Here is a 14,820-nt window from a genome sequence, read left to right on the forward strand (position 1 = left end):
GTGTAATAATGATACAAAAGCAACAAGAGAGTAAGTTGGAAGTTGGTCAAACGTTTCCTGTGACAATTAAACGTCTTGGGATTAACGGAGAAGGCGTTGGTTATTTTAAGAGACAAGTTGTTTTCATTCCAGGGGCATTACCAGGAGAAGAAGTTGTTGCTGAAGCAACGAAAATTCAGCGTGGCTTCGCTGAAGCGAAAGTGAAAAAAGTTCGTAAATCCTCACCACATCGTGTGAAAGCACCATGTTCAGTATATGAGGAGTGTGGTGGCTGTCAATTGCAGCATTTAGATTATAAAGAACAATTAAATCAAAAGCGTGATATCGTTGTACAAGCATTTGAGAAGTACATGAATAACAGTCTGGAAGAGAAAATTCGTCCGACGCTTGGTATGGAAAATCCATGGCATTATCGTAATAAAAGTCAATTGCAAGTGGGGCGTAAAGACGAAAAGGTTATTACAGGGTTATATAAGCAAAACTCACATCAGTTAATTGATATTTCTCATTGCATGATTCAGCATAAAGCAACGAATGAAGCGACAAAAGTTGTAAGACGTATATTAGAAAAATTAAATGTTTCTATTTACAATGAGAAAAAACAAAAAGGTTTAGTACGCACAATTGTGACACGTACTGCAGTTCAAACAGGAGAAGTGCAAGTCACACTTATTACAACAAAAGAAGAATTACCAAATAAAGATCAATTTATCGCAGAAGTGCAAAAACAAATGCCAAGTGTTAAATCAATTATGCAAAACGTAAACTGGCGTAAAACATCTGTTATTTTCGGTGATAAAACATTTAAATTAGCTGGAAAAGAAGTAATTCAAGAAACACTAGGTGATTTATCATTTGAATTATCAGCACGCGCATTCTTCCAATTAAATCCAGAACAAACAGTTGTTTTATACGATGAAGCGAAAAAAGCAGCTGCTTTAACAGGAAACGAGAAGATTGTGGATGCGTATTGTGGTGTCGGTACGATTGGACTTTGGCTTGCGAATGATGCAGCGGAAGTACGTGGTATGGATGTAATTCCAGAAGCGATTGAAGATGCAAAGAAAAATGCAAAACGCCACGGATTCACAAATGCAAAGTATGAAGCTGGTAAAGCGGAACAATGGTTACCAAAGTGGGTAAAAGAAGGCTGGCGTCCAGATGTCATTGTTGTCGACCCACCGCGTACAGGTTGTGATGATAAATTACTTGAAACGATTTTAAAAGTGAAACCGAAACAAGTTGTTTACGTGTCTTGTAACCCGTCCTCATTAGCACGTGATGTGGAAACATTAATGGAGAGCTATGAAGTGGAGTATGTACAACCAGTTGATATGTTCCCGCATACTGCGCATGTAGAAAATGTAGTGAAACTTGTTAGAAAGTAACATTCAATAAGGATATGTCCCTCACAAAGCAGGAGCTATGTGAGGGTATATTTTATTTAGCGAATGGAAGTAAGGAGAATATAATGAACAATTATAAATTGACGATTCAATATGATGGTGCGCGTTATAAAGGGTGGCAACGTCTTGGTAATAATGACAATACGATTCAGGGGAAAATCGAAAGTATAATATCTGAAATGGTCGGAAAAGAAATTGAAATTATCGGCTGTAGTAGAACGGATGCTGGTGTACACGCTTTGAATCAAGTAGCTAACTTTCAAAGTGATGAGAAGTTAGTAGAACATAAAGTAAAAAAGTATTTAAATCAATATTTACCAAATGATATTAGTATTACGAGTGTAGAAGAAGTACCAGATCGTTTCCATGCTCGTTACAATTCTAAAGCAAAAACATATCTTTATAAAATTTGGAATGAAGAGCATACGAACCCATTTATGCGTAAATACAGCATGCACGTGAATAAACAATTAAATGTGAAAAGCATGAAAGAAGCTGCGAAACATTTAGTTGGTTCACATGACTTCACTGCCTTTTCAAATGCAAAGTCTAAGAAAAAATCTATGGTTCGAGAAGTGTATACACTTGATGTTTCCGAAGAATCAGGATTTGTACAAATTAGAGTAAGTGGTAACGGATTCCTTCATAACATGGTGCGGAAAATTGTTGGAGCATTAATTGAAGTTGGATTAGGGCAATTAGAGGCGGACGCAATTCCAAACATTTTAGAGGAAAAACAACGTAATCAAATTAATTGTCTTGCTGAGGCGAGTGGATTGTATTTGGAGAATGTTGAATTTTAATAATAAGTAAAAAATCGAGCTGATAAGGCTCGATTTTTTTGCACTCTGAAATTAAGAAGATTTCTCTTTCTTCATACGTAGCTTCAAATTCCAAAAAGCAGCAAGCATAATAGCTGCAAAGGAGCCGCTAATTGTGCCTAAGAGCTTTGCATGAGGAAAGCTGCTCATATCAATGAATAGCATTATACATAGAATGGTAGGGAAAAGACCTAAGTAGTGTAATAACTTCAACTTCTTATCATTACTCATATACATTGCCCCTTTCTAGCATATTATGCGTTTATTATAACATATTTTACCAGTTTCTTTACACTTGGAGAAAGGTTCATTTCATATGTGCAAGTGCAATTTTTTAATTCGATATTGTAAGTTTTGTCTACTCAATCCTAAAAATTTTGCGGCTTGTGAGATATTACCTTTATTTTCTTTAAGAATTTGATGGATATATTTCTTTTCCATTTCTTCGATTATACGTTTTAAAGTTTGTGGCGTATCAGTATTGTGACTAGTTAGCAGAGTCTGCATATTCAGTTCCTTTTTTGCTAGTTCGCGAAAGTGCGTTGGCATATGGAACGCTGTAATGATATCTTCATCTTCTATTAAGTTCATGGAGCCTTCAATTATATGTTCTAGTTCTCTCACATTACCAGGCCAATCGTATTTATAGAAGAAGTTATTTACGTTTAAATCTACATCTTTTACGCTAAGATCAAATTGGATATTGTATTTTTCAATAAAGTGTTGAACAAGATATGCAATATCTTCTTTTCGTTCCCGTAAAGGTGGAAGACATAAAGTAACAACGCTTAATCGGTAATATAAGTCTTGTCTTAATCGATTGTGTGCTATGGCTTCAAGAGGATCTTCATTAATAGTTGCTATAATACGAACATCAATTTCTTTTTCTTGTGTGCCTCCGATTCTTCGTATTGTTTTTTCTTGTATAGCCCGCAGCAATTTAGCTTGAAGTGCTGGGCTTAATGAGTTGATTTCATCTAATAACAAAGTTCCCCCATTTGCCTCTTCAAATAAACCAGGTTTATCTATTGCCCCTGTAAAAGCACCTCGATTTGTACCAAATAGTAAACTTTCCATTAAGGTTTCTGGTATAGCGGCACAGTTTTGCGAAATAAATGGTTTTGTTGAACGCTGGCTTTCATTATGGATGCTTTGCGCAAATAGCTCTTTACCGGTCCCTGTTTCCCCGATTATAAGTATGGAGGATGGCGTACGTATTACTCTCTTTGCTTCTGTAATGACCGATTGAATAGCTCTAGAATCACCAATTATGTGATCAAAGGTAAACTTAGTATTTTGTTTTCGAGAAAGGTTCGTTTTCATTGTTTGTTTTAAATGACTAATCTCTTTTGAAATTTCAATAGCGCCTTTAATTTTTCCATTTTCTATTATAGGAAAAGTATCGTTAATCGTCGTAATCTCTTGTCCTTTATTGTTAAAATACGTTTGTTTTATATTTTTGTTTGTTTTTCCAAGTTTTAAAGCCTCTATAAGAGTACTATTTTTATTTTCTTCAAATGCAAATACTTCTAAAGGATTTTTATCTAGCACATCTAAGCGATCCATTGATTCAATTTCCATCATTTTACGGTTATAGATAATCGTTTTACTTTCCTCATTAATAATATGGATCCCAATATCTAGTTCATTGAGTAAAGTTTCGTATAGCACATTCATTTCAATAATCTTTTTAAAATTGATTTCTTCTGTATGCATGTATTATCTTCTCCTCGTTATACCCTATGAAGACTGACTTTTTATAATTTTATTAAAATTCTTATAAAATCGCAAAATTTTTTTACTATTTTCTCTTAAAAATTTTCAAATGATAGAAAATTTTTGCGGTTATGCAGATTTTTTTCGTAAGAAATCCTAATTTTACATAGGTATTGAGGTTGGTACGTATTTTGCATGAATAGTAGTTAAGATCTCTAAATTTAAAGAGTAGGGGGATTATGAATCTTTATAGTGTATGCAACGTTTCAGTTTCAATTAATAAGAGGGAGGAATTTATAAAGTGAAGACGGTTATAGAAGGCGTGTATAGTCCTTGTTACGGGAAAGTAGAGAAATTATTTGTTACTGAAAGTTCTTACGTATATGAGTGGGAAAAATTAGCGTTAATTGAAACAATAGATAAGCAGCAGGTGGAAATTAAAGTGGGAATCAGTGGTTATATCGAATCATTAGAAGTGGTAGAAGGACAAGCTATCGCTGATCAAAAACTATTAATAACAGTGAGGGATGACCTTTTAATAACAGGTAGTGATTAATAGTAGTAATATGTATTTTGCTCTTTTAAATAATTATTTTTACTATGAAGAATTTTAAAAACGCTTACATTAAATGGGTTTGCAAAGTGAAAAGGGGGGATTTATATGATGGATCAAAACCAAGGATTAAAAAGAGAATTGAAAAGTCGGCACATATTTATGATTGCACTCGGAGGGGTTATTGGTACTGGGCTTTTTTTAGGATCCAGTTATACAATTCATGAAGCTGGACCTGGAGGAGCGATTGTAGCGTATCTTGTCGGTGGATTTGTTATGTATTTAACGATGCTCTGTCTTGGAGAGTTAGCGGTTGCGATGCCTGATGCAGGATCGTATCAAACATATGCTACAAAACATATTTCACCTGCAGCGGGTTATGTAGTGGGATGGATGTCGTGGCTAAACTGGACGGCTACGATAGGCATTGAATTAATTGCAGTTAGTATATTAATGAAACGTTGGTTTCCAGATGTATCATCATGGATTTGGTGCGTAGTGTTTGCCGTATTGCTCTTTGTTATTAATGCGTTATCTTCAAAAAGTTTTGCGGAGGTTGAATTCTGGTTTGCAAGTATTAAAGTAATTACAATTATTGCATTTATCATTTTGGGCGGGGCAGCAATGTTTGGTTTTCTAGATATGAAAGGAAATGAACCAGCGCCGATGTTTTCTAGCTTTACTGATTATGGTGGATTGTTCCCAAATGGGTTATCAGCCATTTTAATTACGATGATTGCAGTTAATTTTTCCTTCCAAGGAACAGAACTAGTTGGTATTGCAGCTGGTGAGAGTGAAAATCCAGAGAAAACTATCCCGAAGGCAATTAATAATACAGTTTGGCGCATACTTATTTTCTTTGTACTATCTATTTTTATTCTTGCGGGACTATTTCCTTGGCAGCAAGCAGGAGTGATAGAAAGTCCATTCGTAGTTGTATTTGATAAAATTGGTATTCCTTATGCGGCTGATATTATAAATTTTGTTATTATTACAGCTGTACTATCAGTTGCGAATTCAGGATTATATGCAACTTCCCGTATGCTATGGTCTATGTCTAATCAAGGAATGATTAGCCCGATTTTTGGTAAGTTATCTAAAAACGGTGTTCCTATTTATGCATTGATTGTAAGTACGTTTGTAGGGTGTCTCTCATTACTATCAGGTATTTATGCGGAAGATACAGTTTATTTATGGCTTCTTTCTATTGCTGGGTTTGGAGCGATATTAGTTTGGGCATCTATTGCTTTATCTAACCTATTAGCTAGAAGGACATACGTGAAGCAAGGGGGAGATATTAAGGATTTGAAATTTAAAACACCACTGTATCCATTTGTTCCAATTCTTGCTTTAGTGTTAAATTTAACAGTAATTGTAGCTATGGCTTTTATTCCAGAACAAAGAATGGCATTGTATTGTGGTATTCCATTTATGATTGTTTGTTTACTGTTTTATCGTGCTACTAGAAATAAGAGAAGTAAAGTAGAACATATTGAAAAGACAAATACAACCGAATTAGAAAGTTTATAATAGTGATTAATTTGGAGACTGTAAGATTGTAAACAGTCTCTTTTTTTGTGAAAATAAATTTGGAAACATACTACGTATGCAAAGGGGAATTAGCAATGAATCAAGAAGTTTCACAGCTATTAGAACAGATTGATTTACGAAAAGAGGAGCTACTAGAACTTACAAAAACTTTAATTCGTTTTGAAACACCAGCACCACCAGCAAGAAATACAAATGAGGCGCAAGAATTTGTTGCGGAATTTCTAAAAAAACGAAATTTTAGTATTGATAAGTGGGATGTATATCCAAATGATCCGAATGTTGTTGGAGTGAAAAAGGGGACAGCAAGTGAGTCACATAAAAGTCTCATTATTAATGGACATATAGATGTTGCAGAAGTATCAAAGGACGAACCGTGGGAAACAAAGCCGTTTGAGCCGTTTATAAAAGATGGTTGGTTAGTTGGGAGAGGCGCAGCAGATATGAAAGGTGGACTAGCTGGAGCCTTATTTGCTATTCAGCTTTTAGAAGAAGTGGGGATTGAATTACCTGGAGATTTAATTTTTCAATCGGTAATTGGCGAAGAAGTAGGAGAAGCAGGGACACTTCAATGTTGTAAGCGTGGTTATGATGCTGATTTTGCAGTAGTAGTTGATACAAGTAATTTACATATGCAAGGGCAGGGCGGCGTAATTACTGGATGGATTACAGTGAAAAGCCCGCAAACGTTTCATGATGCAACACGTAGACAAATGATCCATGCTGGAGGACGTCTATTTGGAGCGAGTGCGATTGAGAAAATGATGAAGATTGTCCAAAGCTTACAAGAATTAGAGCGTCATTGGGCAGTCATGAAAACATATGAAGGCTATCCATCTGGAACAACAACAATTAATCCAGCTGTTATTGAAGGAGGACGTCATGCGGCATTTATTGCGGATGAGTGCCGATTGTGGATAACCGTACATTTTTATCCAAATGAAACGCATGAACAAATAATAGAAGAAATAGAAGAGTATTTAGGAAAAGTGGCAGCAGCAGATCCATGGTTAAGAGAGAACCCACCACAATTTAAGTGGGGCGGAGAATCAATGATTGTGGATCGTGGCGAAATTTTTCCTTCTTTAGAAGTAGATAGCGAACATGTTGCTGTCAAAACGCTAAGTTCAGTACATGAATCTATTATATCTAAAAATGCAATTTTAAATATGTCAGCAACGGTAACTGATGGCGGATGGTTTAGTGAGTTTAACATTCCAGCTGTTATTTACGGACCAGGTACATTAGAAGAAGCTCATTCAATAAATGAGAAAGTTGAAGTTGAGCAGTTAATTGAATTTACAAAAGTAATAACAGCGTTCATATATGAATGGTGTCATACAAAAAAATAGATTAGTATATTGAAATTGTACAGGTATGTACTTGTACGCTTTTTTAGTGAACTATTTCAGAGTTGAACATAAACAACTGAAATAGTTCTTTATTTTTCTATGTTTTTCGTTTTATTTCAATTAATTTCTCTTTAGCTAATTCAACGGCAATCGCATCATCTAAATAGCCGATTGGAAAAAGATAATCGGGGATAATGTCTGTTGATAAAATGAAATATAGTAAGGCACCCCCAATAATTGCACGCTCTTCGGTTGAAATGGTTTCTGTACAAAATTGTTGGTACATATTTGTTAATTGCTCAATGAAAGGACCAGCACTATCAATTTGTTCTATTTTACTTTTGAAACTCTCGTGAATACGTTTTTCGCCTTCAGTAGTTTGAGCATAGCGCTCGTAATTTTCAAGTTCTTGTTTTACACGAGTTGTTGTGTATTCGAAGTCGAATAGGTTAGAGGATTGTAATGTTTGTTGAATTGTATCGAGAGATGTGTACATATCTGCTTTTTCCTTATTTATGTGTGGAGAGTTAGGGTACATTTCATCAAGTAATAATTGCGGTGGAACTTGTAGACAGTTTGCGAATTTTTGTAAATGGTTTTGCTTCGGTTGTTGTTTGCCATTAATTATTCTTGAAATTGTTGCAGGATCAATATTTGTAAGTGTTCCTAGTTGGCGCATAGATAGAGCGCGCTCCTTTAACAGTTTCTTTATTAATTTACCGAGCCGCTCATTTGGATTTCCATTGGGCATAATGTAGGCACTCCTTTTCTATTGTCTATCGTTGAAAAAATGTTGAGCATTTATTACAAGTATATGAAACAGACAGGCACAGTTGCTCAACATTTTCATAATATGCAACGAAAAGTGAGAAAAGGGGTGACTGTACGATGAGTACGGCAGGTTTATTTTCAATTTTTTTAATCGGGATTGCGTCTAATTTAGATAATGCAGGTGTTGGGATTGCATATGGCATTCGTAAAATTCGAATTTCGTGGCTTAACAATTTTATCATCGCATTTTTTGGATTTTTATTTACTTTACTAGCTGGATTTTTTGGGAATTGGATCGCATTATTTATTTCAGAGTTCACAGCAAACATTATTGGAGCAGTCGTTTTAGGAATAATCGGGGTGTTTATTTTATGTCAGCCTTTCTTGAGTCAAAAAGATACCGTAGAATCTAAAGATAGTAGTGTACTTATGGGGGTTTTACGTAATCCAGAAAAAGCAGATTTTGATGGTTCTAAAACAATTAGTTTTTCTGAAGCAATTGTTTTAGGAGTTGCATTGTCCATAAACAATATTGCAGGTGGATTTGATGCTGGAGTAACAAATTTAAATCTTTGGCTTACGGCATGTATTTCTGGAGTTTTTAGTTTTATTTGTATTAGTGGTTTTACGTATGTTGGTAAAAGATTTTTAGCTGAATACTTAGGGAAATGGGCAACTATAATTGCAGGTGTGTTATTAATTCTTATTGGAATTGATCAATTGTTGTAAGAAGGATAGGGAAAACAGTATTCGAGTATTTCCTTGGAAATACACTAAGAAATTGCATATATCGACGTGAAATCTTTTCACGGTAATGAAAGATTGTAAGTATTATACAAATTTTTGGTGTAAAAAGGTTTAAAAAAGTAAAAGCACCTGTATAGGTGCTTTTTAGCGTATATCTTCAATTAGTTGTGCACATTCTTCATCATGCATACTGTACTCACTTAAAACTTGAATACAAAGCCATTTCAGTTCTTCAATACTATGCTCAAGTTCTTCGGGAAGTACATGGTAAATGTCTTCAAGTCCCATTCCGAAATGAATAAGTTCTAGTACTTGATCATCGATGTTCCGATCCATTAATAGTTCAAGCACTTCTAAATTGAATATGTATCGGTGAGCTTCATCGAGTGAAACAACTTTTAGTTTCAAACTTTCTACAATACTCAATATGAAAAGAAGAATTGTTTTTTCGAGAACAGGTTGTTTCTCCATTTGAAATATGAGTTTCATCTTTTACACCTCCACATACAGCGCTAGGTTGTACTATATTATTCAGGAGGGGGGAGCAAATATGCATAATAAAGAGAACTTTTATTACTGTTTTTTGAATTGTGTTGATGCCTAGTAGAACGGATTTTTGTGAAATAAAAAATCCTGCCAATATAGCAGGATAACTTCTAAATTAAAACATACTCCAACCTTCTTGGGCAGAAAGTAATTCAAGAATTTTAAAACCAGCGATACTATTTCCGTTTGCATCTAAAGCTGGTCCGAAAATACCGATTCCCATTTCGCCTTTTACGCAGCCGAAAATGCCGCCCGCTACACCACTTTTTGCAGGGATTCCAACACGAATTGCAAATTCACCAGATTCATTATACATCCCGCAAGTAACCATAAATGTTTTACAAATTTTCGTAATATGTTTAGGGATGATCTGTTTCTTTTTATAAGGATCATATCCATCCATTGCAAAGATTAAACCAATACGTGCTAGGTCGATACAGTTAACCTCAATTGCACATTGACGCGTATATAAATCCATAAGTTCTTCAATATCGTTATCGATGATGCCATTTTGTTTCATATAGTAACAAAGTGAACGGTTTAAGTAAGCTGTTTCTAATTCAGAAGTGGCAACTTTAGAAGAATAACTAATAGTAGGATTGTCTGTTATATCACGCACAAATTGAAGAATGCGTTCCATCTTCTCCTCGTTATCATTACCAGCTAGCATACTTGTAATAGCTAATGCACCCGCATTAATCATTGGATTAAGAGGCTTGGAAGAACTTGTTGTTTCAAGCTTAATAATAGAATTAAATGGGTCACCAGTTGGTTCCATTCCAACTTTAGAAAATACATATTCTTCACCACGGTCTAAAAGGGCAAGAGCAAGTGTAATTACTTTAGAAATACTTTGAAGAGTAAATAGTGTTTGTGAGTTACCAGCATGGATATATTCTGTTTCTTTATGGAAAATGGCAATCCCTAGATCATTTGGATTTGCATTTCCTAGTTCGGGGATATAAGTAGCAAGTTTTCCTTTTTTCGTATATGGTTTTACTTGTTCTAACAACTGCTGTAAGTTGTTTGTTTCAATGCACTGCATAGTACCAACGCTCCTATTTCGAATTAGCTAAGTTTACTTTTCCCGATATGCTCGGAAATAAATAATAACATGAAAAAGTGGAATGATAAAACGAAAGTTGAATGTTCTATAGTGAGTCTTCAGTTTCGATTATTCCGTGTTATAAAAGGAAAATTTTCCTTTTATATAACAGTTTGGAAATAGGAGATTTATCCATAAAAAGTTCAGAAATAAAAACTACACATCTATACAACTATATGTTATTATGGTTATGTAAATAGAAAGCGTTTTCTAAAGCGTACTTATAATGATAACGATTTCATAAATTTGATAGGGGGAATTAAAATGTTGCAGTTTCTACAACGTATTGGTAAAGCGTTAATGCTTCCAATCGCCGTACTACCAGCAGCAGGATTATTGCTTCGTTTAGGACAAGAAGATGTATTTAATATTCCTGTTATGGCACAGGCCGGTGCAGCAATTTTTGATAATTTAGCACTTATTTTTGCAATTGGTGTTGCAATCGGTTTGTCTATTGATGGTAGTGGAGCAGCAGGACTTGCTGGGGCAATTGGATATCTTGTTTTACAAAATACAACGAACGCTCTAAGTAAGGCATATTCAGCAGCAGAGCTGAATGATAAATTAAAAAGTGTTCAGGATTTAGTCGGTTCAGCAGATCCAACTAAATTAGCAGATACAATGACAAAAGTTTCAAAAGCAGCGGCGTTAACGCCAAAAATAAATATGGCCATACTCGGTGGTATTATTGCTGGGGTTGTTGCTGGATTACTATACAACAAATTCCATAAGATTAAACTACCAGAATGGTTAGGATTCTTTGCTGGAAAACGTTTCGTACCAATCATTACTTCAATTGTAATGCTTCTTTTAGGATTAGTATTCGGTCAAATTTGGCCAACAATTCAAAGTGGTATTGATTCAGTAGCGCACGGTATCGTAAACTTAGGTTCAGTTGGTGCTGGTTTATTCGGATTATTAAACCGTTTATTAATTCCAATCGGTTTACACCACGTAATGAATACATACTTCTGGTTTGTACTTGGTGACTTTACAAACGCAGCTGGTGATATCGTTCATGGTGATATTGCACGCTTCTTCGCAAAAGATCCATCAGCAGGTATGTTTATGACTGGTTTCTTCCCAATCATGATGTTCGGTTTACCGGCAGCATGTTTCGCAATGATTGCGGCTGCGAAACCAGAAAAACGTAAAATGGTTACAGGTATGTTAGGTGGCCTAGCATTAACTTCATTCTTAACTGGTATTACAGAACCAATTGAATTCTCATTCATGTTCTTATCTCCAGTACTATATGGTATTCATGCAGTATTAACAGGTCTTTCTTTATTCATTACAACAACACTTGGCATTCATGATGGTTTCTCATTTAGTGCCGGTGCAATCGATTACGTTTTAAACTTCGGTATTGCAACAAAACCAGTGTTACTAGCAGGAATCGGTTTAATTTACGCAGCAATTTACTTCGCAGTATTCTACTTCTTAATTAAGAAGTTCGACTTAAAAACTCCTGGTCGTGAAGATGACGATGAGTTAGCTGAAGAGGGTGATGCACCAGTTGCAGGTTCAATTGGTGAAACTTACGTAGCAGCTTTAGGCGGAAAAGAAAACTTAACAGTTATTGATAACTGTGCAACGCGTTTACGCTTACAAGTGAAAGATGCAGGTTTAGTAAATGAACCAGCATTAAAACGCGCAGGTGCAAAAGGCGTTATGAAATTAAGTAACACAAGTGTACAAGTTATCGTAGGTACAAATGTTGAATCTGTTGCCGATGATATGAAAAAACACGTATAAATAGTTAGATAAGAGGATATCCAAAAAGATTGATAACACCAGTCTTTTACAGGATATCCTCTTTTATTATGTTGAAATTTTAAAGGGAATCTTACTTTTGTAAATTTTCTTTTTCTTTTTTATACATATAGGTTGGTAATATGTTCAGCGCATGATAAAGTAGGGATGACATAGAATGGAATGTCTATAATCTACTGAAATGATTTGGAGAAAGTCTTGTGTAGATGAATTAAATTATCGGTAAATAAGGGGAAAAAGGTAATCATGGATCAGGAAAAAAATACTGTTAATGGGAAAGTACGTCGTCCGATTGTATACATAAAAAGAACAATCATTCTCGCCCTACTATTTTCACTTGTATATTTCATGTATACAAAAATTGTTGCGCATAATAAAAAAGAGGAAACTTTAAAAGCAGCAGCAGAAATGAAGAAGCAAGAAGAGATAAAAAAGATAGAAGAAGTGAAAAGGCAAGAAGCTGAAAAACAAAGAAAACAAAAAGAACAGGAAGAACAGATAAAACAGATAAAACAGATAAAACAGGCGCAAGTTATAGAGAAACCTGCTGAGGGACCGCCTCAAGAAATTAATGAAAACGCTCAATTGGATCAATATTTACAGAGCATGGGATTTAGTGGGACAGCTGTTATTGTGAAGAATGGGAAAGTTCTTGTGAATAAAGGATACGGCATGGCTAATAAAGAGAAGCAAGTGCCGAATAATTCAGAGACGACCTTTTATATTGGTTCTATTTCAAAAGCATTTGTGGCGACTGCTATTATGCAATTAAAAGATCAAAATAAGTTACAAGTAGAGGATACAGTTGCAAAGTATATTCCAGACTTTCCTCAAGGTAATAGCATTCAGTTAAAACATCTATTAACACATACATCAGGCATTCCGGAATATGAGCAGGGAAAAGAGGATATTTCTCATGAAGAACTGATAAAGCGGATAGGAAATCAAAAGCGTATCGGGAGTCCAGGAGAGAAATGGAAGTATTCCGATTCGAACTACTCTATACTTGCTTACATTGCTGAGAAGGTAAGTGGACAGTCGCTCGAAGAATATATAAAACAACATATTTTTGCGACTGCGGGTATGAAACATTCTGGTTTCGGTACAGCGTTGGAACAAACAAGATTCCCATCAACGGGTTATAAAATAGTGAATAACAATATGACAACACCTAATATTCCAAGCATGTCACAACTATATGGTTGTGGTGATATATATACGAGCGCGCATGATTTATATTTATTTAATGAAGCACTCTTTTCTGGAAAATTAATTTCAAAAGAGAGTTATAGTCAAATGTTTACAGCCGTGAAAAAGGATTATGGATTTGGCTGGTATGTAGATCCAGGAAGCTATTCAAATCACGGTGTAATGCCAGGTTGGAATTGCTTAAATGGTTTTAGTAAAAATGGTAGTGTATATGTGGTTTTATTATCTAACATTCAAAATAATATTAAATCATTTGGTAAAGTGAATAACGACATTTATACGATGTTGCGGAATATTGAAGTGTAAGAGGCTATCTTTTTGGATAGTCTTTTTTGTATTGAGGAAATATATGTGCGGTTCGATGATGAAATAAATGGAAAATGGGAGGTTTATGAGTATACATAAGCATAATGCACGCAATGCGAAACGAATTTTGTGTATTACGGTGTAGCTGCCATTGTGACAATTGAAAATTAATATATATATAAAGATAGATGGGAAACTATCGATCTTTTTTTATGCTCTGAAACAATTATTTCTTTTAGAAAATGTATGCCTTACCTATCACAAAAAAAGTCTGCTTTGTATAAATTAAGATGTATGGATGTAAATTTTTATACTTTAAAAATAATAGGAGGAGAAGCATATGTGTCTGTTCAGAAAATATTGGCATAAATTATCCAGACTGTTTAATAGACAATTAGGCTATTTTTTAGATGACAAGTTACTGCCTGCTGTGGAACGACTTTTATTTTCACAAAACTTTGCGAGATTTATTCAAAGAAATTCTAAGCAAGCTACGGAAGAGTTTATAGAATCAAGTCAATTTCAATCTATTATTTGTAACATTTTAAAAGAATGCAATACATCACCTTTTAAGGAAATTGCAAAGCAATATTTAGGTAAAAACGTAGAAATTACTGTGACAGTTGGACAGTTAACAGGTGTTATTGTAGCAGTTGGTGACGATTTCTTAACGCTGCAAGAAGGAATAGGAACTGAAGTTTTATTACCATTTACAAGTATTATATCAATGAAAGAAGTGTAAGAAAGGAGACTTATATATGTTATTTACTGATGAATTGCGTAACCATGTTGGTGAATTAGTGCAAGTTGTGACAGCGGTCGAAATTGTTGCAGGTATTCTTTTATCTGTTACGGACGGGGCAGTAAGTGTTCGTACATCTCCTTCTTATGGACCACCTGAAGATGTACTTGTGCGTATTCCTATTATTGCTTATGTTCGCTTGGAAGGGTAAGAGTGATACAA

15 protein-coding genes are annotated in these 14,820 nt (G+C 34.8%); 10 read left to right on the top strand and 5 right to left on the bottom strand.

Annotated elements, in window-relative coordinates:
* The first annotated feature begins 8 nt into the window (after positions 1 to 8).
* Together rlmD and truA are read left to right on the top strand one after the other, a co-directional pair.
* The gene (gene rlmD, locus JFU54_RS18555) at positions 9 to 1,388 is read left to right on the top strand and encodes a 23S rRNA (uracil(1939)-C(5))-methyltransferase RlmD (RefSeq protein ID WP_002029595.1); all 1,380 of its coding nucleotides are present in this window, start codon (positions 9 to 11) and stop codon (positions 1,386 to 1,388) included.
* Positions 1,389 to 1,471: 83 nt separating this feature from the next.
* A complete protein-coding gene (gene truA, locus JFU54_RS18560) occupies positions 1,472 to 2,209 on the top strand; it encodes a tRNA pseudouridine(38-40) synthase TruA (protein ID WP_002125027.1) in 738 nt (245 codons plus the stop codon).
* 51 nt (positions 2,210 to 2,260) lie between these two features.
* Here truA and JFU54_RS18565 read toward each other — a convergent pair whose 3' ends face one another.
* A complete protein-coding gene (locus JFU54_RS18565; RefSeq protein ID WP_002140273.1) occupies positions 2,261 to 2,458 on the bottom strand; it encodes a hypothetical protein in 198 nt (65 codons plus the stop codon).
* Between the two features lie 81 nt (positions 2,459 to 2,539).
* Positions 2,540 to 3,943 carry a sigma-54 interaction domain-containing protein gene (locus JFU54_RS18570; protein WP_002140274.1) on the bottom strand — a complete coding sequence of 468 codons (1,404 nt, stop codon included), beginning with the start codon at positions 3,941 to 3,943 and terminating at the stop codon, positions 2,540 to 2,542.
* 301 nt (positions 3,944 to 4,244) lie between these two features.
* On the opposite strand from JFU54_RS18570, the gene JFU54_RS18575 reads away from it, so the two are divergent.
* The 3 genes from JFU54_RS18575 to JFU54_RS18585 all read left to right on the top strand — a co-directional run bounded on the left by JFU54_RS18575 (position 4,245) and on the right by JFU54_RS18585 (position 7,396).
* Positions 4,245 to 4,499, top strand: coding sequence for a biotin/lipoyl attachment domain-containing protein (locus JFU54_RS18575; RefSeq protein WP_002010281.1), 255 nt, complete (start codon positions 4,245 to 4,247; stop codon positions 4,497 to 4,499).
* A gap of 105 nt (positions 4,500 to 4,604) precedes the next feature.
* Positions 4,605 to 6,026 (top strand): amino acid permease, encoded by a 1,422-nt coding sequence (locus tag JFU54_RS18580; protein WP_201065790.1) that lies wholly within the window; start codon positions 4,605 to 4,607, stop codon positions 6,024 to 6,026.
* A 47-nt stretch (positions 6,027 to 6,073) separates the two neighbouring features.
* Positions 6,074 to 7,396, top strand: coding sequence for an acetylornithine deacetylase (locus JFU54_RS18585; RefSeq protein ID WP_286676786.1), 1,323 nt, complete (start codon positions 6,074 to 6,076; stop codon positions 7,394 to 7,396).
* 97 nt (positions 7,397 to 7,493) lie between these two features.
* Here JFU54_RS18585 and JFU54_RS18590 read toward each other — a convergent pair whose 3' ends face one another.
* Complete coding sequence (locus tag JFU54_RS18590) at positions 7,494 to 8,147, bottom strand: helix-turn-helix domain-containing protein (RefSeq protein ID WP_002029602.1); 654 nt, start codon at positions 8,145 to 8,147, stop codon at positions 7,494 to 7,496.
* A 137-nt stretch (positions 8,148 to 8,284) separates the two neighbouring features.
* Here JFU54_RS18590 and ytaF point away from each other — a divergent pair, with 137 nt between their 5' ends.
* A complete protein-coding gene (gene ytaF / locus JFU54_RS18595) occupies positions 8,285 to 8,896 on the top strand; it encodes a sporulation membrane protein YtaF (protein WP_002029603.1) in 612 nt (203 codons plus the stop codon).
* Between the two features lie 162 nt (positions 8,897 to 9,058).
* On the opposite strand, the gene JFU54_RS18600 is transcribed toward ytaF, so the two are convergent.
* Together JFU54_RS18600 and glsA are read right to left on the bottom strand one after the other, a co-directional pair.
* Positions 9,059 to 9,403, bottom strand: coding sequence for a DUF3969 family protein (locus JFU54_RS18600; protein WP_016103267.1), 345 nt, complete (start codon positions 9,401 to 9,403; stop codon positions 9,059 to 9,061).
* A gap of 172 nt (positions 9,404 to 9,575) precedes the next feature.
* Positions 9,576 to 10,505: a glutaminase A gene (glsA, locus tag JFU54_RS18605; protein WP_002029606.1), complete on the bottom strand. Its 930-nt coding sequence runs from the start codon at positions 10,503 to 10,505 to the stop codon at positions 9,576 to 9,578.
* 324 nt (positions 10,506 to 10,829) lie between these two features.
* Here glsA and nagE point away from each other — a divergent pair, with 324 nt between their 5' ends.
* The 4 genes from nagE (at position 10,830) to JFU54_RS18625 (ending at position 14,809) form a co-directional block, all read left to right on the top strand.
* Positions 10,830 to 12,323 carry an N-acetylglucosamine-specific PTS transporter subunit IIBC gene (gene nagE, locus JFU54_RS18610; RefSeq protein ID WP_002029607.1) on the top strand — a complete coding sequence of 498 codons (1,494 nt, stop codon included), beginning with the start codon at positions 10,830 to 10,832 and terminating at the stop codon, positions 12,321 to 12,323.
* Between the two features lie 264 nt (positions 12,324 to 12,587).
* The gene (locus JFU54_RS18615) at positions 12,588 to 13,856 is read left to right on the top strand and encodes a serine hydrolase domain-containing protein (protein WP_201065792.1); all 1,269 of its coding nucleotides are present in this window, start codon (positions 12,588 to 12,590) and stop codon (positions 13,854 to 13,856) included.
* A 340-nt stretch (positions 13,857 to 14,196) separates the two neighbouring features.
* Positions 14,197 to 14,598, top strand: coding sequence for an LSm family protein (locus tag JFU54_RS18620; RefSeq protein WP_016103463.1), 402 nt, complete (start codon positions 14,197 to 14,199; stop codon positions 14,596 to 14,598).
* 16 nt (positions 14,599 to 14,614) lie between these two features.
* Positions 14,615 to 14,809 (top strand): LSm family protein, encoded by a 195-nt coding sequence (locus JFU54_RS18625; protein ID WP_002029614.1) that lies wholly within the window; start codon positions 14,615 to 14,617, stop codon positions 14,807 to 14,809.
* Positions 14,810 to 14,820 lie beyond the last annotated feature (11 nt).

The sequence above is a fragment of the Bacillus sp. TH19 genome (assembly GCF_016651075.1).
Classification (GTDB): Bacteria; Bacillota; Bacilli; order Bacillales; family Bacillaceae_G; genus Bacillus_A; species Bacillus_A mycoides.

What these genes read in the sequence shown, in the direction of transcription:
- JFU54_RS18615 (WP_201065792.1), top strand. Translation starts at nt 12,588, where the DNA reads ATGGATCAGGAAAAAAATACTGTTAATGGGAAAGTACGTCGTCCGATT.
- JFU54_RS18620 (WP_016103463.1), top strand. Translation starts at nt 14,197, where the DNA reads ATGTGTCTGTTCAGAAAATATTGGCATAAATTATCCAGACTGTTTAAT.
- rlmD (WP_002029595.1), top strand. Translation starts at nt 9, where the DNA reads ATGATACAAAAGCAACAAGAGAGTAAGTTGGAAGTTGGTCAAACGTTT.
- glsA (WP_002029606.1), bottom strand. Translation starts at nt 10,505, where the DNA reads ATGCAGTGCATTGAAACAAACAACTTACAGCAGTTGTTAGAACAAGTA.
- nagE (WP_002029607.1), top strand. Translation starts at nt 10,830, where the DNA reads ATGTTGCAGTTTCTACAACGTATTGGTAAAGCGTTAATGCTTCCAATC.
- JFU54_RS18580 (WP_201065790.1), top strand. Translation starts at nt 4,605, where the DNA reads ATGATGGATCAAAACCAAGGATTAAAAAGAGAATTGAAAAGTCGGCAC.
- JFU54_RS18570 (WP_002140274.1), bottom strand. Translation starts at nt 3,943, where the DNA reads ATGCATACAGAAGAAATCAATTTTAAAAAGATTATTGAAATGAATGTG.
- JFU54_RS18625 (WP_002029614.1), top strand. Translation starts at nt 14,615, where the DNA reads ATGTTATTTACTGATGAATTGCGTAACCATGTTGGTGAATTAGTGCAA.
- JFU54_RS18600 (WP_016103267.1), bottom strand. Translation starts at nt 9,403, where the DNA reads ATGAAACTCATATTTCAAATGGAGAAACAACCTGTTCTCGAAAAAACA.
- ytaF (WP_002029603.1), top strand. Translation starts at nt 8,285, where the DNA reads ATGAGTACGGCAGGTTTATTTTCAATTTTTTTAATCGGGATTGCGTCT.
- JFU54_RS18590 (WP_002029602.1), bottom strand. Translation starts at nt 8,147, where the DNA reads ATGCCCAATGGAAATCCAAATGAGCGGCTCGGTAAATTAATAAAGAAA.
- JFU54_RS18565 (WP_002140273.1), bottom strand. Translation starts at nt 2,458, where the DNA reads ATGAGTAATGATAAGAAGTTGAAGTTATTACACTACTTAGGTCTTTTC.
- truA (WP_002125027.1), top strand. Translation starts at nt 1,472, where the DNA reads ATGAACAATTATAAATTGACGATTCAATATGATGGTGCGCGTTATAAA.